The sequence below is a fragment of the Schnuerera sp. xch1 genome (assembly GCF_019931165.1).
Taxonomy (GTDB): domain Bacteria; phylum Bacillota; class Clostridia; order Tissierellales; family Tepidimicrobiaceae; genus JAIOUP01.
In genome coordinates, this window is the sequence record NZ_JAIOUP010000006.1 from 64,157 (window position 1) to 88,060 (window position 23,904).

At 32.1% G+C, this 23,904-nt stretch carries 20 protein-coding genes and 1 riboswitch; of the genes, 18 read left to right on the forward strand and 2 right to left on the reverse strand.

Translation table 11 applies throughout. The features are described 5' to 3' along the window. Positions 1-20: 20 nt before the first annotated feature. From prfB to tsaD, 9 genes are all read left to right on the forward strand, one after another. Positions 21-1,125 (forward strand): peptide chain release factor 2 gene (gene prfB, locus K8M07_RS06335; protein ID WP_223377060.1). Its coding sequence is split into 2 segments (ribosomal slippage): positions 21-95 and positions 97-1,125, totalling 1,104 coding nucleotides; the frame shifts between segments, so codons are not numbered across the junction. 116 nt (positions 1,126-1,241) lie between these two features. After that, positions 1,242-3,341, forward strand: a complete 2,100-nt coding sequence (locus K8M07_RS06340) for a Tex family protein (protein WP_223377061.1) — start codon at positions 1,242-1,244, stop codon at positions 3,339-3,341. 18 nt (positions 3,342-3,359) lie between these two features. Then, positions 3,360-4,706 (forward strand): sensor histidine kinase, encoded by a 1,347-nt coding sequence (locus K8M07_RS06345; protein ID WP_223377062.1) that lies wholly within the window; start codon positions 3,360-3,362, stop codon positions 4,704-4,706. A gap of 144 nt (positions 4,707-4,850) precedes the next feature. Beyond that, on the forward strand, positions 4,851-5,972 hold the full coding sequence (locus K8M07_RS06350) for an ATP-NAD kinase family protein (RefSeq protein WP_223377063.1): 1,122 nt from the start codon (positions 4,851-4,853) through the stop codon (positions 5,970-5,972). A gap of 51 nt (positions 5,973-6,023) precedes the next feature. Beyond that, a riboswitch (FMN riboswitch) is annotated at positions 6,024-6,143 on the forward strand. Between the two features lie 111 nt (positions 6,144-6,254). Continuing rightward, complete coding sequence (locus K8M07_RS06355) at positions 6,255-6,857, forward strand: ECF transporter S component (protein ID WP_223377064.1); 603 nt, start codon at positions 6,255-6,257, stop codon at positions 6,855-6,857. Between the two features lie 293 nt (positions 6,858-7,150). Next, positions 7,151-7,612, forward strand: a complete 462-nt coding sequence (tsaE, locus tag K8M07_RS06360) for a tRNA (adenosine(37)-N6)-threonylcarbamoyltransferase complex ATPase subunit type 1 TsaE (RefSeq protein ID WP_223377065.1) — start codon at positions 7,151-7,153, stop codon at positions 7,610-7,612. Next, positions 7,609-8,313: a tRNA (adenosine(37)-N6)-threonylcarbamoyltransferase complex dimerization subunit type 1 TsaB gene (tsaB, locus tag K8M07_RS06365; protein WP_223377066.1), complete on the forward strand. Its 705-nt coding sequence runs from the start codon at positions 7,609-7,611 to the stop codon at positions 8,311-8,313. Before tsaE ends, tsaB begins: the two co-directional genes overlap by 4 nt. Further along, positions 8,313-8,762: a ribosomal protein S18-alanine N-acetyltransferase gene (rimI, locus tag K8M07_RS06370; RefSeq protein ID WP_223377067.1), complete on the forward strand. Its 450-nt coding sequence runs from the start codon at positions 8,313-8,315 to the stop codon at positions 8,760-8,762. The genes tsaB and rimI overlap by 1 nt, the downstream gene beginning before the upstream one ends. Positions 8,763-8,774: 12 nt before the next feature. After that, a complete protein-coding gene (tsaD, locus tag K8M07_RS06375; protein ID WP_223377068.1) occupies positions 8,775-9,791 on the forward strand; it encodes a tRNA (adenosine(37)-N6)-threonylcarbamoyltransferase complex transferase subunit TsaD in 1,017 nt (338 codons plus the stop codon). Positions 9,792-9,954: 163 nt separating this feature from the next. Here tsaD and K8M07_RS06380 read toward each other — a convergent pair whose 3' ends face one another. After that, positions 9,955-11,862 carry an ABC-F family ATP-binding cassette domain-containing protein gene (locus K8M07_RS06380; protein WP_223377069.1) on the reverse strand — a complete coding sequence of 636 codons (1,908 nt, stop codon included), beginning with the start codon at positions 11,860-11,862 and terminating at the stop codon, positions 9,955-9,957. Between the two features lie 78 nt (positions 11,863-11,940). Then, complete coding sequence (locus K8M07_RS06385) at positions 11,941-12,156, reverse strand: hypothetical protein (RefSeq protein ID WP_223377070.1); 216 nt, start codon at positions 12,154-12,156, stop codon at positions 11,941-11,943. 161 nt (positions 12,157-12,317) lie between these two features. On the opposite strand from K8M07_RS06385, the gene K8M07_RS06390 reads away from it, so the two are divergent. The 9 genes from K8M07_RS06390 to hisC all read left to right on the forward strand — a co-directional run bounded on the left by K8M07_RS06390 (position 12,318) and on the right by hisC (position 23,895). Further along, positions 12,318-12,968 (forward strand): redox-sensing transcriptional repressor Rex, encoded by a 651-nt coding sequence (locus tag K8M07_RS06390; protein WP_223377071.1) that lies wholly within the window; start codon positions 12,318-12,320, stop codon positions 12,966-12,968. A gap of 183 nt (positions 12,969-13,151) precedes the next feature. Beyond that, entirely contained in the window at positions 13,152-14,291 is a 1,140-nt protein-coding gene (locus tag K8M07_RS06395; RefSeq protein ID WP_223377072.1) for an acyl-CoA dehydrogenase, read from the forward strand. A gap of 20 nt (positions 14,292-14,311) precedes the next feature. After that, entirely contained in the window at positions 14,312-15,103 is a 792-nt protein-coding gene (locus K8M07_RS06400) for an electron transfer flavoprotein subunit beta/FixA family protein (protein ID WP_223377073.1), read from the forward strand. Between the two features lie 25 nt (positions 15,104-15,128). Then, positions 15,129-16,346: an electron transfer flavoprotein subunit alpha gene (locus K8M07_RS06405; RefSeq protein ID WP_223377074.1), complete on the forward strand. Its 1,218-nt coding sequence runs from the start codon at positions 15,129-15,131 to the stop codon at positions 16,344-16,346. A gap of 100 nt (positions 16,347-16,446) precedes the next feature. Then, positions 16,447-18,507, forward strand: a complete 2,061-nt coding sequence (locus K8M07_RS06410; RefSeq protein WP_223377075.1) for a sigma-54 interaction domain-containing protein — start codon at positions 16,447-16,449, stop codon at positions 18,505-18,507. A gap of 269 nt (positions 18,508-18,776) precedes the next feature. Continuing rightward, the gene (locus K8M07_RS06415) at positions 18,777-20,162 is read left to right on the forward strand and encodes a sodium-dependent transporter (protein ID WP_223377076.1); all 1,386 of its coding nucleotides are present in this window, start codon (positions 18,777-18,779) and stop codon (positions 20,160-20,162) included. Positions 20,163-20,258: 96 nt separating this feature from the next. After that, positions 20,259-22,037: an indolepyruvate ferredoxin oxidoreductase subunit alpha gene (iorA, locus tag K8M07_RS06420; RefSeq protein WP_223377077.1), complete on the forward strand. Its 1,779-nt coding sequence runs from the start codon at positions 20,259-20,261 to the stop codon at positions 22,035-22,037. A 1-nt stretch (position 22,038) separates the two neighbouring features. Beyond that, positions 22,039-22,641 carry an indolepyruvate oxidoreductase subunit beta gene (locus tag K8M07_RS06425; RefSeq protein ID WP_223377078.1) on the forward strand — a complete coding sequence of 201 codons (603 nt, stop codon included), beginning with the start codon at positions 22,039-22,041 and terminating at the stop codon, positions 22,639-22,641. A gap of 159 nt (positions 22,642-22,800) precedes the next feature. After that, a complete protein-coding gene (hisC, locus tag K8M07_RS06430; protein ID WP_223377079.1) occupies positions 22,801-23,895 on the forward strand; it encodes a histidinol-phosphate transaminase in 1,095 nt (364 codons plus the stop codon). The last annotated feature ends 9 nt before the right edge of the window (positions 23,896-23,904 follow it).

The following is a 23,904-nucleotide window of genomic DNA, read 5'->3' on the forward strand; positions in this document are numbered from 1 at the left end:
AGTAAAAAGAAGGAGGATTTATGGAAGATATTTATATATACAAGGAAAAAGTAGAAGAAATTAAACAGATGATAAACGAATTGGGTGTTTCACTTTGACATTGACAACATAAAAAGTGAAGCTGAAAAATTAGAAAAACAAACCTATGAAGAAGGTTTCTGGGATGATTCCGATGAAGCTCAAAAGATAATGAAGCAATTAAGTAATTTAAAGGGGAAGATAAAGGAATATGAGGATTTATTGGATTCGTTAGAAGATCTGGAAGTACTAATAGAATTAGCCATCGAAGAAGAGGATTATCAAATATATAAAGAAATAGAAGAAAATTTTAAGAAGATATCAAAATTAGCACAGGAATTCAAAATTTCCGCTTTACTAAACGGAGAATATGATAATAATAATGCTATTCTATCCATTCACTCAGGAGCAGGTGGGCTAGAAGCTCAGGACTGGGCTGAAATGCTTCTTAGAATGTATAAGAGATGGTGTGAACAAAGAGAATTTCAAGTATCAATATTGGATCTATTATCGGATACTGAAGGAGGTATCAAATCCGTAACTATGCTTATCAAAGGGTTTAATGCTTATGGGTACTTAAAATCTGAAAAAGGAGTGCACAGATTAGTACGTATTTCACCTTTTGACTCATCTAATAGGAGGCATACTTCCTTTGCTAGTATAGATGTGTACCCTGAATTGGATGATGATGTAGATATTGAAATAAACGAATCAGATTTAAAAATTGATACCTATAGAGCCAGTGGTGCTGGAGGACAGCATGTTAACACTACTGATTCAGCTGTTAGAATAACCCATTTACCTACAGGCATCACAGTTCAATGTCAAAATGAAAGGTCTCAGCATAATAATAGAGAAACAGCTCTGAAGATGTTAAAGGCTAAACTTATTCAAATAAAAGAAGAAGAGAAAAAAGAAAAAATTGAAGACTTACAAGGAAAATACTCACAAATAGGTTGGGGATCCCAAATACGCTCCTATATATTCCATCCATATAATTTGGTGAAAGACCATAGAACCGAGACAGAAGTTGGAGATGTGAATAAAGTTATGGATGGTGACATTGATGTATTTATAAATGAATATTTAAAACAATATGCCTTCTAGGACTAGAAGGCTATTTTTTGTTAAATATAGTTTTACATTATTACTAACAAAGTGGTATAATAAAGTAGAATAGCCAGTAAAAAAATTTACGGGAAAATTTTAGGAGATGTCGAAATATGAATATAGTTAATATATTAATAAATGAATTTAAATTGAAACCATTTCAAGTTACTAATACTATTAAATTGATAGATGAAGGAAATACTATCCCTTTTATTGCCAGATATCGTAAGGAGCAAACTGGAAATTTAAAGGATACAGTATTAAGAGAATTATATGATAGATTAAACTATTTAAGAAATTTAAGTGATAGACAAGAGGAAGTTATTAAACTTATAGATGGGCAAGGGAAACTAACTGAAAGTTTAAAAAACAAGATATTAAAAGCTAAAACTATTCAGAGAATAGATGATTTATATAGACCATTTAGACCAAAAAGAAGGACAAGAGCGACTATTGCCAAAGAAAAAGGATTAGAGGGGTTAGCAAATTTAATATTTGCTCAAGATGTTGAAGAAGATAAATTTGAGGAGCAAGTTCTATCTTACATAGATGAAGAAAAGGAAGTATTAACAGCCAAGGATGCATTGGCTGGAGCTATGGATATTATTGCAGAGATAATCTCTGACAACGCAGAATACAGAGAGATGATAAAGAACATAGCTAATAAAAGAGGACTAATAAAGACGGAAGCTATAGAAGAGGACGAGAAGTCTGAATATGAAATGTATCATGATTATAAGGAGTCAATAAAATCTATACGTAATCACAGAATCCTTGCAATAAATAGAGGAGAAAAAGAAAAGATTCTTAAAGTAAATATTATCTTACCAGATGAACAAATCCTATCAAATATAAGGTCCAAGATAATAATAGATAAATCAGCAAAAATTACAAAATATCTAGAAGCTAGTATTGAGGATAGCTATAAAAGACTTATATTACCCTCTGTAGAAAGGGAAATAAGATCTAACCTCACTGCAAGAGCAGAAGAAGAGGCCATAAAGATATTTGCTCTTAATTTGAAGCCATTACTCATGCAACCACCTATTAAGGGAAAGATTTTAATGGGAATAGATCCTGCTTATAGAACAGGCTGTAAGGTTGCGGTGATAGATCAGACTGGTAAACTTTTGACTTATACAACAGTTTATCCAACTGCTCCTCAAAATAAAATAAAAGAATCAGAGAAGATATTAACAGAACTTATACAGAAATATAATGTAGATATAATCACTATAGGTAATGGTACTGCATCTAGAGAGACTGAAATGATAGTAGCTGAGATGATAAATGAATTGGATAGAGAAGTATCTTACACTATAGTGAATGAAGCTGGGGCATCTGTATACTCTGCTTCAGAAATTGGACAACAAGAATTCCCTAATTTGGATGTATCCATTAGGGGAGCAGTATCAATAGGTAGAAGACTTCAAGATCCATTAGCAGAACTTGTGAAGATAGATCCAAAACATATAGGAGTAGGTCAATATCAGCATGATTTAAACCAAAAAAAGTTGGATGAAGCATTGAAAGGAGTAGTAGAGGACTGTGTTAATACAGTTGGTGTGGATTTGAATACTGCTAGTTCATCTCTGCTTAAGTATGTGGCAGGTGTTTCATATAAAGTGGCATCAAATATTATTGAATTTAGGGAAAAGGAGGGGAAATTCAATAGTAGAGAGGAACTATTAAAGGTAAAGGGGCTAGGGCCTAAGACATTCACTCAATGTGCAGGATTTTTAAGAATTTCGGATGGAGATAACCCACTAGACAATACGGCAGTGCACCCTGAATCATATAATATTGCCAAAAGTCTAATTGGCAAGGATTTAGACGAAAGAAATGTGAAAGAACTTTCAAAGAAACTAGATGTAGGTACTTTAACTCTAAGAGACATAATTTTAGAGCTTAAAAAGCCTGGTAGAGATCCAAGAGATGAAATGCCAAAACCTATCTTTAGAACTGATGTATTAAAGATGGAAGATTTAAAAGAAGATATGATTTTAACAGGAACAGTAAGAAATGTGGTTGATTTTGGTGCTTTTGTAGATGTAGGTGTGAAACAGGATGGATTAGTTCATATTTCCCACTTGTCCAACCAATATGTAAATCATCCAAAAGAGATGATTAAGGTTGGAGATGTTGTAAAGGTTAAAGTATTAGATGTAGATGTTGAAAGAAAGAGGATTTCACTTAGCATGAAGGAGGCTTAATTATAGGGGGCGTGTTCGATGAGGGATATTGATGAAGTATTAAGTGAAAAAAATGGTTTTATTGGGATTATTAGTTCTAATTATGGAGAAGATGAACTTGAATTTTTTAAAAAACATATAAGAAATTATCTTAATAATGGTAGTAGAATAGTATACATTTGTTCAAAGAAAATGAAGACCAAATGTTTGTGTTGTCTTAAAGAATACTTAATAAAATCAAATAAACTAATATTTATATGTATGGAAGATTATGTGAGCGGAGATAGTATTGAAATTACTGAATTTCTAGAAGCTGTAACTAGGCAAGTAGGTAAATTGAGTGAGGATAACGATGAAAAAGTATACATTTATACTACTGTAGATTCGCTTTGTAATTTTATTAAGAAAGATGAACTGGAATATATCTATAAAAAATTAAGAGCTATGAGTAAAAATGGACGAGCTATATTTTTTGTTAAATATTTAATAAAAGAGTTTAATGAAGAATATGTTTATAATCTATTTATTAATCATGATTTTTTATTGATATATGAAGTAGATGATTTTGAAATTTACACACCAACGCAATTAGTACATCAAGGATTGATGTCATTGTTGGAACGCAAGGATATTGATCATAAGTATAAAAAAGAACATATGAGAGATAAATATTTGAAGAATTTAGGAGAGCGAATGGATGGAACAATTCATGATATTAACAATTTGTTAGTATCAATATCAGGCCATGCTCAATATTCTCTTAGTTTAAATGATATCAAAGAAATCAAAAAGTCTCTTGAAATAATTAGTAAACTTGCATTAGATGGAAAGAGCATTACTCAAAAGGTTAAAAACTATATAAAAGGGAGTTATAAATGTTTAAAAGATATCTATATATTTGATTACATAATTAATAATTGTATAGAGATGACGAAACATAAGTTCAAGTTTTCATCTGGTAATTTAAGTAATTTAGAGCTAAAAATAGATCTACAATCCCAACAATATGTTTATGGTAATGAATACGATTTACGACATTCGATAATAAATATAATATTAAATGGAATAGATGCCATGGAAGATTCAGGTGGAGTAATGACTATAAGAACTTATGATAAAGATGATCAAATAGTATTAGAAATATCAGACACAGGAAAAGGTATGGATGAAAATGTACTTAATAAGATCTTCAAACCTTATTTTACAACTAAGGGGTCTAATGGGACTGGATTGGGTTTAAGTATAGCAAAAAAAATATTTGAAAGACATGATGCAAAAATAGATGTGGAAACTGCTGTCAATAGAGGAACCAAATTTACAATATATTTTCCATCTGTAGAACTTAAATTTGATAATATAGAACAGAATATATATTCTGCTAATTAGTATAATAAGATAAACAAAGGGGAACATATATTATTTTTATAAGTAGAATTACTGGGAAAAGTATTGAATAAGGAGATTGTTGGTATTGGGAATAGAATGGGTAATATAGGAGAAGTAGTTTATAATAATTTTAGTTAAAGAGAGGTGCTTTTTTTGAAACTAGGATTTATAGTAAACCCTATCGCGGGCATGGGAGGTAAAGTGGGCTTGAAAGGTACTGATGGACCTAGAGTTTTGGAAAAAGCCATAAAACTTGGTGCAAAACCTGAATCACCTGATAAGGCTAAAAAAGCCTTAGAGATTCTAATACCTATTAAAGATAAGATTAAAATAATAACATGCCTAGGAGATATGGGTGAAGAAGAGGCTAAAGAATTAGGCTTTGAAGTGGATGTTTTAGATGAAATGAAGGGCGAGAAGGGACCAGAATATACAGAAAAGGCAGCGGCTGAGATGATAGATATTGGAATTGACCTTTTGTTGTTTGCTGGAGGAGATGGCACTGCAAGAAATATTTACAATGCCATAGGAGATAAAGTGCCGGTCATTGGGATACCAGCAGGAGTTAAAATCCATTCAGGAGTATTTGCTAATCATCCAAGAAGTGCAGGACGTATAGCTTTAAAGTATATTCAGGATGAAGATTTACAGATAAAGGAAATGGAAGTTATGGATATTGATGAAGAAGCATTTAGAGAAGGTAATGTAACAGCTAAATTATATGGATATATGAAAGTTCCTTTTGAACCCAAGTTAGTTCAAAATCAAAAATCTGGAGGGATAGTAGGAGAAGAAGCGGCTTTAGATGGTATAGGAGACAAGATTGTTGAAGATATGGAGCCGGATGTGATGTATATAATAGGTTCTGGTACATCCACCAGATATATCATGGAGAAATTAGATTTGCCAAATACTCTATTAGGGATAGATATAGTGAAAGATAGAGAATTAGTTGCATCTGATGTAAATGAAGGAGAGATTCTAGAATTAATAGAAGGGAGAAAAGCTAAGATAATAGTTACTGTTATTGGAGGTCAAGGGTATATATTTGGAAGAGGTAATCAACAGCTAAGTGCAGATGTAATTAAAAAAGTAGGAAAAGAAAACATACAGATAATTGCCTCCAAACAAAAGTTAAGATCTCTTGAAGGAGGGCCATTATTAGTAGATACAGGTGATGATGAAGTAAATAAGATGTTTACTGGATATATGAAAGTAAGAACAAGTTATAATGAAGAGTCTATTCACAAGGTAAAGGGACTTTAGACAATTGATTGACAATAATCACACTTAATATTATAATGAGATTAGATAATGATAAAACTTCAGGGCGAGGTGCAATTCCTCACCGGCGGTAAAGTCCGCGAGCCATTGTCTTTGGTTGACTTGGTGAAATTCCGAGACCGACAGTTAAAGTCTGGATGGGAGAAGATTTTAAGTAATACTTAAAGTATACTTTAATAATTGTGATTTCGCCCCGAAGGATTTTTCTTTGGGGTTTTTAAATTCTTCCTAGCCCTAGAAAAATAATTCTATGGAGGGATTTTTATGGAAATAATAAGAAGGGAACATTTTAATACTAGAACATTGGTAAAGGTTTCAATTTTAGGAGCAATTGCATTTTTGCTTATGTTATTTGAATTTCCATTATGGTTTGCACCAGTGTTTTTGGAGTTAGATTTTTCTGATGTACCTGCTCTTATAGGTTCATTTGCCGTGGGCCCTGTAGCAGGAATACTTGTACAATTGGTTAAAAATATACTTAATCTAGTGTTACAAGGCACAGATACAGCAGGAGTAGGGGAACTTGCTAACTTTGCTGTAGGTAGTATGTTTGCTTTTACTGCCGGATTAGTTTATCATAGAAAAAAGACTTTTAAGAATGCTATTATTGGAATGATTATAGGAATAATAACTATGACTATATCAATATCACTTGTTAACTATTATGTTATGATACCACTTTATGCTAAACTGTTTGGATGGCCGTTGGAACAAATTGTAGCCATGGGAACAGCAGTAAATAAATATGTAGTAGATTTTAAGACATTAATTCTATTTGCAGTGGTTCCTTTTAATATAGTTAAGGGCATTTTAGTAACGTTGGCCACAACTTTGCTATATAAAAAGGTATCACCAATATTACACTGATAGACGGGTCATTGACCCGCCAATTTTTAATTGTGAATTGTGAATTTTGAATTATGGTCGGGGTCATTCTGTTAGGCCTTTTGGGCGACCATAGGCTGTTTCTGCACTATATTAAATTATGTAGGTAAGTTCAGAGACATATTTGGAAAGATAAGCCTCGACTTATGAAAGATTTGTGGAAGTATCCCACCAGTAAATTACAATTCAAAATTAAAAATTCATAAATAGCGGGTCTATGACCCGCTATTTCGTGTTATAATAATAGTTAGTTTAGGTATAGGAAGGCTGATTAAATGGTTAGAATAGTATTAAAGGGATTAAAAGAAACAGAAGAATTCGGTGAGAGATTAGGCAATATTTTACAAGGTGGAGATGTATTATCTTTAACAGGAGATTTAGGTGCAGGCAAGACAACCTTAACTAAATCAATAGGAAAAGGATTAGGAGTTAATGATTACATAACTAGTCCTACCTTTGCATTAATAAATGAATATAAAGGTAGGGTTTGGGTATATCATTTTGATGTATATAGATTAGAAGGCCCAGAAGATTTATTTGATTTAGGATATGAAGATTATTTTTATTCAAATGGTGTTAGCATAATAGAATGGGGAGATAAGATAATGGATATTTTGCCCAGTAATACAATTGAGATCAACATAGAAAAAGGTGAAAAATTAGACGAAAGAATTGTAACTATATCTGGACAAGATAATAGGTACAGTCAAATAGTTAAGGAGTTGAATATAAATTGAAAGTACTAGCAGTGGATACATCAACTATGATGGCAACGTGTGCTGTTTTAGAGGATGGAAATTTATTAGGAGAATATTCTTTAAATCAAAAGATGAGCCATTCTGAAAATTTGGTACCTATGATTAAAGAGGTTTTGGATAGTTTAAAATTACACGTGTCAGATATAGATTTATATGGAATAGCTATAGGCCCTGGTTCATTTACTGGGCTTAGGATTGGGATAGCTACTATAAAGGCATTTGCTCATGTGTTTGATAAACCAATCGTAGGGGTATCTACTTTGGAAGGACTAGCATTTAACCTTAGCTTTAACGGTATAATAATTCCTATGATAGATGCTCGAAGAAATAGAATTTATACAGGTATATATAAATGGGAAAAAGGTAATCTTAATAATATATTAGCACCTACTATTATGGAAATTGACGAATTATTGGAACTATTAAACAAGAATTATAATAATATAATAATAAATGGGAATGCTGTTAATATTTACAAAAAAAGGATAATGAATATACTGGGAAACAAAGTAAATTTTGCTCCAATAATTTCAAATAGCTGTAATGCTGCAAGCATTGCTGAACTTGCCATATTGAAACAGCATAAGTATAATTATGGTAATTATTTTAATTTGGTGCCAGATTACTTAAGGGAATCTCAAGCACAACGAGAATTAAAAAAGAAAGAAAGTGGTAGTTAATGAATATAGTCATTAGAGAAATGAAAGAATCAGACTTAGATTATATAATGGAGATAGAAAAAAATGCATTTACCCCTCCTTGGTCAAGGGAGGCCTTTTTATTAGAATTATCCAAGAATTTACTCGCCAAATATATACTAGCTGAGGTAGATGGAGAAATTGCAGGATATGGAGGTATATGGCTAATAATTGATGAAGGTCATATTACAAATATTGCAGTAGACGAAAGGTATAGAGGAATTGGTGTAGGCAGCAAAATATTAGAAGGGCTTATACAATTATGTGTAGACAGAAATGTAGTAGCTATGACCTTAGAAGTAAGAAGATCAAATGAAATAGCTAAATCACTCTATAAAAAATATGGATTTAAAGAATATGGAGTTAGAGAAAAATATTATCATAACAATAACGAAGATGCAATTATCATGTGGAAAAACATTGAATTTTAATGAGGTGGAAATATGAATAACAGAATCACAACATTGGCTATAGAAACTTCTTGTGATGAAACTTCATGTGCAGTACTGAGAGATGGTAGAGAAGTACTATCCAACATTATATCTTCCCAGATAGATGTGCATAAAAAATTTGGAGGAGTAGTACCAGAAGTAGCTTCAAGAAAACATATTGAAAATATAGATTTAATAATACAACAGGCTTTGGATGAAGCTAAAGTCACTTTTGAAGACATAGATTTGATAGGTGTAACTCAAGGGCCAGGATTAGTAGGTGCTTTGCTTGTAGGTATTTCAAGTGCAAAGGCAATAGCTTATGCATTAAACAAGCCCTTAATAGGAGTAAATCATATACAAGGACATATATGCGCAAATTATATTGAGCATAAAGATTTACATCCTCCCTTTACCTGTTTAGTTGTATCTGGAGGACATACCTATTTAGCTTATGCCAATGACTACATTGATTATGAATTGATAGGTAGGACAAGAGACGATGCAGCAGGAGAAGCTTTTGATAAAGTTGCTAGAACTTTGGGGTTGTCATATCCTGGAGGGCCATTGATAGATAAATTGTCAAAGGAAGGAAATCCAAATGCTATCGATTTTCCAAGAGTGTACCTTAATGATAATAGCTATGATTTTAGCTTTAGTGGTTTGAAAACAGCTGTTTTAAATTATATAAATAATATTAAACAAAAAGGTGAACAGATAATAGTAAAGGACATAGCTGCTAGTTTTCAACAAGCTGTAATAGAAGTTTTGGTGGATAAAACCATAAGTCTTGCCAAAGAAAGAAAGTCCAATAAAATAGTTATGGCAGGCGGAGTGGCTGCTAACGAAGGACTAAGGAATTTAATGAAGAAAAGAGGACAAGAAGAAGGAATGGAAATACTCTATCCTTCAAGACTGCTTTGTACAGACAATGCTGCTATGATAGGGTCTGCTGCTTACTTTAATTATATTAAAGGATATACTTCAGACTATTATTTAAATGTAGTACCAAATTTAGAGTTAAAGTGATAAGTACTAACAAAATAACCACATTATCTCCACATATTGATATAAGTTTACAATAAATACGTGTGGATAATGTGGAAAACTCACATGATGCCCTGATAATAGGACATGTTTTTGGGGATAAATATGTGGATTATGTGTATAAATTATGTGGAAAAAGGAAACACTAATTTTCTGACAAATTTACCCATCGCTCATAGAGAGAATTTAAATCTGAGTGAATAACATCTCTTTCCTTAGATAATTCTATAATTTTTTCAGGTTCGTCATATAATTTAGGATCACATAATTGTGTATCCAATTCTTCTATTTTTCTTTCCTTTTCCTCTATTAGTTTTTCTAAGGTTTTAATATTTGCTTTTTTCCTTTTTTCTAATTTCGATTTTTTTCTTTCTTTTTTTCTTTTTAATTTAATTTGTGTCTTTGTTTTCTGTTCTTCCTCATCTTCAATTATTACTTCATTCTTTTTTAGCAAATAATAATCATAATTACCTAGATATTCATTTATTCCATCTTCTGTTAATTCTAATATCTTGTCAGTTACTGTATTTAAAAAATATCTATCGTGAGATATTATTAATAGAGTTCCTTCATAATCTAAAAGTGCATCTTCAAGGATCTCTTTAGAATCTATATCTAGATGATTAGTAGGCTCGTCCATAAGGAGAAAGTTAGCGTTAGAGAGCATCATCTTTAAAAGAGAAAGCCTACCTCTTTCACCACCGCTCAGATCTTTAATTTCTTTAAATATATCGTCTCCAATGAATAGAAATCTGCTAAGTATAGTTCTTATGGTATAATGATCAAAGTCAGGATTTTGGTCCCATATTTCATCTATTACAGTTTTATCTAAATTCAATCCAGTTTGTTCCTGATCAAAATAACCAATATTGACATGATGACCTAATATTATGTTTCCATTATCATATGGTATTTTGCCCAATATCATTTTAAATAAGGTTGTTTTTCCTATTCCATTGGGACCGATTAGTCCTACCTTTTCTCCTCTATATATATTGCAATTAATATCTTCTAACAGTTTAAAATCACCAAAGCTTTTTTCTAAATTTTCAATATTTAAGATCTGCCTACCACTTCTTATCTTTGGCTTAAAGGATATTTTAACTTTTTTATTATTAGTGGGCTTTTCTACTGCCTTCATCTTGTCCAATAGCTTTTGTCTACTTTGAGCTTGCTTTATATATCTAGAGCCTCCATAGTTAGAAAAACGTCTTATGATCTCTTCTTGTCGTTTAATTTCCCTCTGCTGATTTTCATATTGTTTTTTCAACAACTCCAGTTCTTTTTTTCTTTGTTTCATAAATCCAGAATAATTTGTATTATATGATTTAAGTTCTTGATTTTCCAGATGAAATACTCTGGATACCACATTATTCAAAAAATATCTATCATGAGATATTATAATTGCTGCACCTTTATATTCGTTAAGATATGATTCTAACCAACTTATAGCATCTATATCCAAATGGTTGGTTGGCTCGTCTAATAACAGTAGTTCAGGTTTTTCCAATAATAATTTTGCTAGAGAAAGCCTAGCCTTTTGACCACCACTTAGAACATTTATTTTCTTTTCCATATCTTCGTCTTGAAATCCTAAACCCTTCAAAACACCTCTAATTTCACTTTTGTAACCATATCCATTTAGATTATTGAATTCTTCTAGTAACTGAGAGTATTCATTCATAAGACGGTTTAGTTTTTCTGACTTGGATTTTGAACTTTCAATACTAATCTTTTGTTCAAGGTTTCTTAAATTCTTTTCCATTTCAATTAATGGTTCAAAAACTTGTAAACATTCATCGAATACTTGTTTTTCACTTGATATATTGGTATGTTGCTGTAAATATCCTATTTTCAAATTTTTCTTTATATATATTTCTCCATCATCCTTAGATATTTCCTGAGCTAATATTTTAAATAGAGTGGTTTTACCAGAACCATTAACTCCTATAAGCCCAATCTTATCCTTGTCTTCTACTGTAAAGCTAATATCCCTTAGAATTTCATCGACTACATATCTTTTCGATATTTTATTACAGGATAGGACTATCATATTTTAATCTCCTACTTTCTATATACTTATATAATCTATTCTATCAAAAAAAATAGCCCTTTTAAAGTAAGGGCTGTTCTAAGATTTTAAATCCTGTTCCATAGCTAAACTTGAAAGAACTTTATCTACTAAATCTACGTCACATTTTCCTTCTTTAGTGAAATGAGTACATTTTTCACAGCTTTCAAATTTTTCATCGTAAACTTGTGAAACATTGTTCAGGTCATCTCTTTTTCCGGGATTATAAGAATCACAATATATAGCTATTTTTCTTAATTGTTCTTTACTGGCCATAAAAATCCTCCTGTTTGAGTATGATAATACTATTATGGGTAACCTACTTTAAGAATATACATAATATAAATTCTTAGAGTATCTTAAATTGACCTGTTGAGAGCATAATGTTATAATGTTATCATTAAAAAAAATAACTTAAAATAGATTGGGGTGATAATATGGAAAGAGATAATAAAGTATCCATAACAGTAATCAGAAGATTGCCTAAGTACTATAGATATCTAGAGGACTTATACAGGAAAGGAATAAACAGAGTTTCATCCAAGGAATTAAGTAATATGACTGGCTTTACAGCTTCTCAAATCAGACAGGATTTAAATAATTTTGGTGGTTTTGGACAGCAAGGGTACGGATATAATGTAGAAGAACTACAAAAACAGTTAGGAAAAATATTAGGATTGAATAAGATTTATAAAACTGTAATTGCCGGATCCGGTAACTTAGGTCAGGCTATTGCTAACTATAGAGGATTCCAAGATGCAGGATTCAAAGTTGTTTCACTATTTGACAAAAACCCTAAACTTATTGGTTTAAGAATCGGAGATCTAGAAATAAGAGATATAGATGATATGGAAAGCTTTATAAAGGAAAATGACGTGGAAATTGGGATCATAACAGTTCCAAAGGAAAGTGCTCAAGAAATAGCTGAAATTTATGATAAAAGTGGTGTTAAGGGAATATGGAATTTTGCACCAGCAGATCTTCAGATTAGTGATGACATAATAATAGAGAATGTGCATTTAAGTGAATCACTCTTTTCATTATCATATTTTTTAACTAACAAATCAGATTATGTGAGAAGAGGTTAGGTATTTAAGGGGATGCCCATAATGCTGAATATATATTCAGCATTATGGGCATTTTTTATTCTGATAATAAATATACTAGGTAATTAACACTAATATCCAGAATATTAGGAAATTGCATGGAAATAAAATCTTTGTTGGAATATAATAGACTTACAGGTTGTTTTAATAAAGGGGGGAATGTATATGGATTTTAAATTAACAAGAGAACAAGAGTTGATAAGAAATGTCATGAGAGATTTTACTGAAAATGAAGTAGAACCTATTGCAGCTGAGATTGATAAGACGGGTAGATTTCCAAGAGAGAATATAGAAAAGATGGCTAAGTACAATATGTTAGGCATACCATTTCCAGTTGAATACGGAGGAGCAGGAGGAGATGAAATATCCTATGCAATTGCTATAGAAGAGTTATCAAAAGGATGTGCTACTACAGGGGTTATTGTATCTGCTCACACTTCTCTAGCTTGTTGGCCTATATATAAATACGGGACGGAAAAGCAAAAACAAAAATATCTAATACCTTTAGCAAAAGGAGAAAAAATAGGAGCTTTTGGATTAACTGAGCCTAATGCAGGTACTGATGCAGCAGGACAGCAAACAACAGCAATACTTGATAGGGATAATTATATTTTAAATGGAACAAAGATATTTATAACAAATGGTAAAGAAGCAGATGTATATATAATATTTGCAATGACTGATAAATTAAAAGGAAATAAAGGCATATCTGCTTTTATAGTTGAAAAGGATTTTTCGGGTTTTAGTATAGGAAAAATAGAGGATAAGATGGGAATTAGAGGTTCAGCTACAGCAGAGTTAATATTTAGAGATTGCATTGTTCCTAAAGAAAATTTGCTAGGGGAAGAGGGACAAGGCTTTAAAATCGCTATGTCAACATTGGATGGCGGAAGAATAGGTATTGCAGCACAGGCTTTAGGTATTGCAGAAGGTGCGCTAAACGAAACTATTAAGTATATGAAGGAAAGACAACAATTTGGCAGGCCTATAGCTAAGTTTCAAGGGCTACAGTGGATGGTAGCGGATATGTATACTGAGATAGAAGCGGCTAAATTACTAGTATATAGAGCAGCTTATAATAAAACAAATGGACTACCTTATAATAAAGAAGCAGCTATGGCTAAGCTTTTTGCAGCTAATACGGCTATGAGTGTAACTACTAAATGTGTTCAATTACATGGTGGATATGGATATATAAAGGATTATCCAGTTGAAAGGATGATGAGGGACGCAAAGATTACAGAAATATATGAAGGGACTTCACAAGTACAACAAATGGTTATTTCATCTAACCTGTTGAGATAAATCGCCAAAGGAGGTATATAATGAATATTATTGTATGTGTAAAACAGGTTCCTGATACTAATGAAGTTAAGATAGATCCTGTCAAGGGAACTCTGATTCGAGAAGGAGTACCTAGCATTATAAATCCTGATGACAGAAATGCTTTAGAAGAGGCTTTAAGAATTAAAGATAAGTTAGAAGATGTTAAAGTAACAGTACTTAGTATGGGGCCACCTCAAGCTGATATTGCATTAATAGAAGCCATTGCTATGGGAGCGGATAAAGCGATACTTTTAACAGACAGAGCTTTTGCAGGTTCAGATACATGGGCTACGTCTACTGCATTAGAAGCGGGGGTAAAATATATAGGAGACTATGACATCATATTCTGTGGTAGGCAGGCTATAGATGGAGATACTGCTCAGGTGGGGCCTCAGCTTGCCGAACGTTTAGGTATTCCGCAGATAACTTATGTTGAAGCTTTAGAAATAGAAGGTAGAAAAGTTATAGCAAATAGATCTTTAGAAGATGGATATTTTATTATCGAATGTAAGATGCCAGTATTACTCACAGCTATAAAAGAGCTAAATGAACCAAGATATCCATCTATAAAGGGAATATATGAAGCATTTAAAGAGGATAAGATTGAGATTTTATCAGCAAAAGATGTAAATGCAGATGTAGATAATATTGGATTGGACGGTTCCCCAACAAATGTATTCAGATCCTTTACACCATCAACAAAAAGTGGAAATTTAGAAATGTTTGAAGGTACTTCAAAACAAAAATCAAGAGAGCTAATAATCAGATTAAAGGAAGAAAAAATTATATAACACAATTTTGAGGAGGGGAATATGTATGTCGGTAAAGGTAATATATGAAAAATGTATTGGTTGTAGTGTTTGTAAAGATGTCTGCCCATTTGATGCTATAGACATAATAGATAACAAAGCTGTAATAACGGATAAATGTACTGCGTGTGGCGTTTGTATAGAGAAATGTCCTATTGATGCTATTGGCAAGGAAGAATCAGAAATACAAGGGATAAGTATAGATGATTATAAGGGAGTTTGGGTATTTGCTGAGCAAAGAGAAGGCAAACTATTAAATGTATCCATAGAGTTACTTGGAGAAGGTAGAAAGATTGCAGATCAGTTGAATACTAATTTAACAGCAGTTCTACTAGGATATAATATAGAGGATTTAACAGATAGGTTAATTAAATATGGTGCTGATGATGTATTATATGTAGATAATAGACTATTAGAATATTATACTACTGGAGGATATGCGAAGGTAATTTGTGATTTAATTACTGATAGAAAGCCAGAAATATTATTAATTGGTGCTACCAATATAGGTAGAGATTTAGGACCAAGAATATCTTCTAGGATTCACACAGGACTTACTGCTGACTGTACAAGGCTAGATGTAGATTTAGATAATAGAAGATTAATGCAAACTCGTCCAGCATTTGGGGGAAACTTAATGGCAACTATAATTTGTCCTAAACATAGGCCTCAGATGGCTACAGTTAGACCAGGAGTTATGGAAAAAGCTAAATTCGATAAAACACGAGAAGGTAAAATAGAGAAGATTATTCCTTATTTGACAGAAAGCGATATAAAAGCTAAAGTGATAGAATATGTAAAAGGTGGGAAAGCTGAAGTACAATTGGAAGAAGCTTCAATTATAGTATCTGGAGGACGAGGATTGGGAAGTCCGGAAGGATTTAAATTAATAGAGAAGTTGGCTAAAAAACTAGGTGGAGTAGTTGGAGCAAGTCGTGCTACAGTTGATGCTGGATGGATAGATCAAGCTCATCAGGTAGGGCAAACAGGAAAGACTGTAAGGCCAGATTTATACATTGCCTGCGGAATATCAGGAGCAATCCAACATTTAGCTGGCATGAGGGAATCTAAATGTATAGTAGCTATAAATAAAGACAAAAATGCACCTATATTTGAAGTTGCTGATTATGGAATAGTAGGGGATATTTACGAAATATTACCAGAATTGTTGATAGGACTAGAAAACATGGGTGAAATATTGGAAAAAGCGGAGGTTTGCGAGTAGGTACATTATATTTATGAAATTTGCACTTAAATAAATTAAATGTTAGAATAAAGGCACCTTTAGGTGTCTAATTTTTTTATTAGAAAGTGAGAGATATATTATGAAAAAAACTTTATCTATTGTAAGTTATAGTATAGAATCTGTGGATTCTTACTATGCACAGATAAAGAGTTTGTTTTCCAATAATATTATTATCAAAAAAGTATGTATAGATAATCCTGAAATTAGAAAAGGAATAGATTCGGATGTAGTATTGGTCCCTTCCTATGATATGTTTGAAAAAATTAAAGGATATTTAAAGGAAGATACTGATTTAATTTTTGCTAGCAGAACAATTTGCAAATCAGGCCTAGAGAAGATAATGAATATAAAAAAAGGTAGTGAGGTTGTATTGATTGATGAAAGCCCTGAAATGACTGAACAAATGATTTCAGTAATTTATCAACTTGGAATAAGACATATTGACTTGAAATCCTATTGGACAATACAGGAGGAAAACATTGGGGATAAGACTGTTATTATTTTAGGGCAATCAGATTATATGCCGAATTCAGCAAAAGAAATTATCAATATAGGTAATAGCTTATTAGATTTTAATTCAATAATCGATATAGGGATGAAATTTGATTTAATATACATGTTGAATAGGCAGGATATTTCAAATAGTTATAGGGAAGTTGAAAGTGCAAATTTCGGATTAGCAGAAATTTTAGGCGAAACAAATAGCCGTGAAAGCCAATTGGATATTTTACTTCAAGTTATTGATGCTGGGGTTATCGCTATAAATCCTGAAGGAGAAGTGTTACTATATAATGATAATGCGAAAAATATAGTAGGATTTAAAGAAGAGGAAGTAATAAATAGAGATGGTATTGAACTATTCAATCAGATACCCTTTGAGTATGTCCTTAAAAAATTGGTTTCTGTTGAAGAAAAAATTATCAAAATGGATGGTTATGATGTAGTCACATCAGTTAACCCATTAGTACACTCAGGAAAGCTATATGGTGCTATTGCTGTAATAAGAAAATACAGCGATACTGAAAAGAAACAACATAAATTAAGACAGAAGTTGATTGGTAAAGGATATAAGGCAAAATACCATTTTAATGATATAATAGGGAAAAGTGATACTATTAATAGAGCTAAAAATATTGCTAGGAGAATGGCAAAGTCAAATTCATCCATATTGATTACAGGAGAAACCGGAACAGGAAAAGAGTTATTTGCTCAAGCTATTCATAACAGTTCCTCGAGGAAAAAATATCAATTTGTTGCTGTAAATTGTGGCGCCTTTCCAGAAACTCTCTTGGAAAGTGAGTTATTTGGGTATGAAGAAGGTGCTTTTACAGGGGCACGAAAGGGTGGAAAGCCAGGACTTTTTGAATTGGCCCATAATGGCACCTTATTTTTAGATGAAATAACTGAAATGCCTATGAATCTGCAAGTAAAACTTTTGAGGGTTTTACAGGAAAGAGAAATAGCCAGAATAGGTGGAAATAGGATAATAAATGTAGATATAAGAATAATTGCTGCTACCAATAAGGACATAAAGTCCATGGTTAATAGAGGAGAATTTAGAGAGGATTTATATTATAGATTGAATGTGCTCCCATTAAAGATACCGCCATTAAGGGCTAGAAGGGAAGATATATTATTTCTCGCGAGAAAAGTTATGGAAGAGTTTAATAGTGATTTTGTATTAACAGAAGCTGCAAAAGAACAATTATTAAGCTATAATTGGGATGGAAATGTAAGAGAATTAAGAAATTATATTGAGTATTTTGTCAACCTAGGGAAAAAAGAAATAGAAGTAGAAGATCTACCGTTTTACTATGAAGAAAATGGTAATAGCGAAGTTGTTACTGAAGGGAATAATGAAATAATGGTAGAGTTTTTAGAAACTATAGGTAATGACATAAAAAAATATATTTTTGTATTAGAAGAGTTGGAAAAAGCTTATATCAACAAAAGAAGAGTAGGAAGAAGGAGTATTAACAAGCTAGCCAAATCAAAAGGAATATTTTTGAGTGAACAAGAGATAAGGAAGATACTAACCAATCTTGAAAGATTTGACATGGTAAATATAACCAAAGGGAGGGGCGGAACTATAATAACAAAGCAAGGTAGACATACATTAAAATATTTTAAAATCAAATAAAAGGGTTAAAAGGGAGAGAATAGCAGTCCCATTTAACCCTTTTATTATATATTATGTTTCATTATCATATAAATACAATATATTGTAATTAAGTTTTTTTAACATATATGTCGAAATTTATCGAATTTTTTTATCAATTCGAAAAAATGGCATGATTTATGCATTCATTATGTGCTTAAAGTAAAATTATCAAAGGAAGGAGGGTAGGTGTATTAAGTAATTTATTATTTTTATTCATAATATAAATGTGCATACAAAGGAGGAATATTGTGGACAACACAGAATTAAATCAAAAAGTAGGATTAAATCAAGAAGATAATAGAGATCAGTTTCAGTCAAAATTTGGATTTATAATGGCAGCGGCTGGCTCTGCAGTGGGATTAGGTAATATATGGAAATTCCCATATATGACTGGAGAAAATGGCGGAGGAGCTTTTGTTTTAATATATTTAATAAGTGCTGCTTTAATTGGAATTAGTTTATTAATTGTTGAATTTGCAATAGGTAGAAATAGTGGAGCAAGCGCTGTTGAAGCCTATGGTAAATATAATAAAAAATATAAATTTGTTGGATTCTTTTCGATGATAGCTGTTACGGTTCTCTTTTCTTACTATAATATTATTGGTGGATGGACAATATATTATTTTATTCAAAGTATAACAGGGAATCTAATTGGCTTGAATGCAGAAGAAATAAGTGCAGGATTTAATAGTTTTACGACAAATGTTGATATAGTTGCAGTATTTGGAATTATATTTCTTGCTATTACAGCTTTTGTTGTATTAAAGGGAATTTCAGGTGGTATAGAAAAAGCTTGTACCGTTTTAATGCCTGCATTATTTATAATGTTAATCGTATTGGCTGTTCGTTCCGTTACTCTTCCAGGGGCTGCAGAAGGGATAAAGTGGTACTTGAAACCAGATTTTTCTCAAGTTACAAGTTCTACTTTTGTTGCTGCACTGGGACAAGTATTCTTTAGTTTAAGCCTTGGTTCTGGTGGTATGGTAACTTATGCAAGCTATTTGAATAAAAAAGAGAATATACCATTTGCTGCTTCAGTAACTGCTATATCTGGTACTGCAGTTGGTATTTTAGCTGGATTAGCAATTTTACCAGCAGTATTCGCTTTTGGGTTATCACCTGGAGAAGGACCAGGGCTTGCATTTGTAACATTACCAAATGTTTTTGGTCAAATGCCTTTTGGATCATTTTTCTCTGCTGTATTTTTCTTATTATTTTTCTTTGCAGCTTTAACATCTTCTATATCAATGTTAGAAGTTTCTGTAACTTACATTTTGGAAAAAACAAAGATGAGCAGAAAAAGTGCAGTCTTGGTTATGTGTTTGATTATATTACTCCTAGCAACTCCACCATTGATGAGCTATGGGAGTTGGGGCGATATTAAAATATTTGGTAAGAACTTCTTTGACCTATATGATTATTTTGTATCCAATATTTCATTCCCATTAGTAGGACTAGCAGGTGCATTAATAATTTCACATGTCTGGAATGAAAAGGATTTAAAAGACGAGATCACAAATACTGGTGAAATTAAATTTGGTCTATATAAATTCTGGTATAGCTTTGTTAAGTATATTATTCCAATTTTATTAGTAATTTTATTCTTAACAGCAACTGGGATTTTAAATATATAAAAGTTGGCATATTATTTGCATTTATATAAAAAGATGTGAATTCAAATTAAATTCTTTAAATTATCATAACGAATCTTAGAGAAGGGGGAAATATAAATGAAGAAGCTATTGACAGGAAACGAAGCAGTAGCTGTTGGAGCTTATGAAGCAGGTATTCATTATGCTGCAGCATATCCTGGAACACCAAGTACAGAAATTTTAGAAAACATAGCTCCGTATAAAGAAGAAATAATTGCAGAATGGGCACCAAATGAAAAGGTTGCTTTAGAATCAGCGTTAGGTGCATCTATTGCTGGTGCAAGATCTCTTGCAGCAATGAAGCATGTAGGATTAAATGTGGCTGCTGACCCATTTTTTACTGCAGGATATACAGGAGTTAACGGAGGGTTTGTTTTAGTTGTTGCCGATGACCCTGGATTACATTCATCTCAGAATGAACAGGATAACAGATATTATGCAAGATCAGCAAAAGTAGCTATGGTGGAGCCAAGCAATAGTCAAGAGGCTAAGGACATGGTTAAGGCTGCCATTAAGATAAGTGAAGAATTTGATACTTTAGTTTTATTCAGAATGACTACTAGAATATGTCATAGTAAATCTCTTGTTGAAGTGGGAGAAAGAGAAGAAGTATCAATGAAAAAATATGAAAAGAATCTACAAAAGTATTATGTAGCTCCTGCTGTAGCAAAACAATTGCATGTTAACTTAGAAGAAAGACTTAAGAAATTAGAAGAGTTTTCTAACAATACAGATTTAAATTATATTGAATGGAATGACAAGAAAATAGGAATTGTATCTTCTGGAGTAGCTTATCAATATGCGAAAGAAGTATTTGGAAAAAATGCTTCATATTTAAAATTAGGATTTACTTATCCACTTCCAATGGAAAAAATCAAGAAGTTTGCAGAGGAAGTAGACACTCTTTATGTAGTAGAAGAATTGGAACCATATCTAGAAGATCAAATCAAAGCCGCTGGAATTGATTGCATAGGTAAGGACAAGATCCCAAATATTTGGGAACTTAACTCTGAGATTGTTGCAACTGCACTGCTTGAAGAAGAAAAATCAATTATAGATTATGATAAGTCTAAGGTTGTAAATAGGCCACCAACTCTTTGTGCAGGTTGTCCACATAGGGGATTCTTCTATGGATTGAGTAAGAGAAAAGATGTTATGATTACAGGGGATATAGGTTGCTATACTCTAGGTGGAGCAGATCCATTAGGTGCAATGGACACAACTATTTGTATGGGAGCTAGTATCAGTGTAGGACATGGTGCTAAGAAGGTTTTTGATAAGTATAATAAGGACATGAGAGTAGTAAGTGTTATTGGAGATTCTACATTCTTCCATACAGGTATAAACAGTCTTTTAGATGTTGTTTATAACAATAGCAATACTATTACTTGTATACTTGACAATAGGGTAACTGGAATGACAGGACATCAGGAAAACCCTGGAACTGGATATACTCTTCAGGGAGATGTTACTAAGATGGCAAATATTCCTGATATAGTTAAAGCTTTAGGAATTGAACATGTAAAAACTGTAAACCCATTGAAGTTAGAAGATCTTAACAAAGCTTTCGATTGGGCATTTGAACTAGACGAACCATCAGTAATTATTACAAGATATCCATGTGCACTTAAAAAATTATCTGAATTTGACAAAAAAGAATTTGAAGTTCCTTCAGGAACATTTGGAGTAGATGAAGATAAGTGTATAGGATGTAAGATGTGTGTAAATACTGGTTGTCCAGCAATACAATTTGTTAAAGAGGACAAGAAAGCAAAAATTGACCCAGTACAATGTGTAGGCTGTGAGTTATGTGAGCAGGTATGTCCTGTAAATGCAATAAGTAAGGTGGGTGAATAAAATGGCAGAAACAAAAAGTATATTATTAGTTGGAGTAGGTGGACAAGGTACAATTTTAGCTAGTAAAATTTTATCAACAGGCCTTGTTGAAGCTGGATATGATGTAAAAATGTCTGAAATTCATGGAATGGCTCAAAGAGGCGGAAGTGTTTCTACACAAGTAAGATATGGAGACGAAGTTCATTCTCCAGTAATAGGAGTAGGAGAAGCAGATATTTTAGTTTCATTTGAAACTATGGAAGCATTAAGATGGTTGGACTACCTAAAACCTGAAGGAAAAGCTGTAGTAAATGATTATCAAATAGGGTCAGCTCCAATACTTATGGGCAAAGCAGACTATCCTGAAGGAATAAATGAAATTATAGAGGAAAAGGTAAATGCTAATATAATTGATGCTGCAAAGATAGCTGTAGAATTAGGAAATCCTAAAGTTATGAATATTGTACTAGTTGGTGCACTAGTTAAGGCGATGAATTTAACTGATATAGATTGGGAAGATGTTATAAGAAATACTGTAAAGAAAAAATTTGTAGATATAAATATAGAAGCACTCAATAAAGGAATGAGTGCAATATCACTTGGTGGAGAAACAAGTGCAATTTAATTATTAAGTCATCAATAGACATTGTTCAGTAAGATAGATATATATCTTCTTACTGAGCAATTATTTTCCCATAAGTTTTCATATAATGTAGACTTTTCACACAATTATGAATTATAATGAAATTAGTATTAGAATTAAAAAAAGAAAGGGGAATGAGAAATGTCAAAGAGTTTATTTAGAAATGAATTATCAAAATTACGTCCTTACGTTCCGGGAAAACCTATAGAAGAAGTACAAAAGGAATATGGTATAGATGAAGTAGTAAAGTTAGCTTCCAATGAAAACCAATTAGGACCATCTCCAAAGGCTATGGAAGCTGTAAAAAAACAAGTAGAAAATATAAATGTATATCCTGATCCAGCTAGTATGGAGTTAAGGACTAAATTAGCTGAAAAGTACGGATTGGAATACGATAACATTGTTGTTGGAAACGGTGGAGAACAGATATTACAAATAATTTCACAAACTTTTATAGATGCTGGTGATGAAGTGGTATCAGCTGATACTACATTTACTATATTAGGAATTTGGGCAGAGCATCTAGGTGGAAAATTAGTAACTGTGCCTATAGATGGATATAAACAAGATTTCAAGGGAATGATTGAAAAAATAAGTAAAAATACTAAATTGATATATGTATGTAACCCAAATAACCCATTAGGAAACATAATGACTAAAGATGAAGTTGAATATTTAGTGGAAAATGTTCCAGATGATATTGTAATAGTATTTGATGAAGCATACTATGATTTTGCTAAAGTAAATCCAGATTATCCAGAATCAGTGGATATATTAAAGCAAAGGCCAAATACGATAATATTGAGGACATTCTCAAAGGTCACAGGAATTGCAGGAGTACGTGTAGGATTTGCTCTTACATCTAAGGAAATTGCAACAGAAATGGGGAAGGTTAAAGGTACTTTCAATGTAAACAGACTTGCACAAGCTGCAGCTTTAGGAGCATTAGAAGACGAAGAGCATATTAAAAATACTGTTGAGATGAATTATAAATCATTAGGAATGATGGAAGAATGCTTTGAAAGCTTAGGATTAGAATATATAAAATCCAATGCAAATTTCGTATTTGTAAACACAGGCAAAAATTCTAATATGGTTTCAGAGGAACTATTAAAGAGAGGTATAGTAGTTAAAGCAGGTAGTATATGGGGCTGGGATACATGGTTAAGAGTTAGCACAGGAACAGTTAAACAAACGGAAAAATTCACTAACGCATTGAAAGAAATACTTAAGTAAACGGACTTG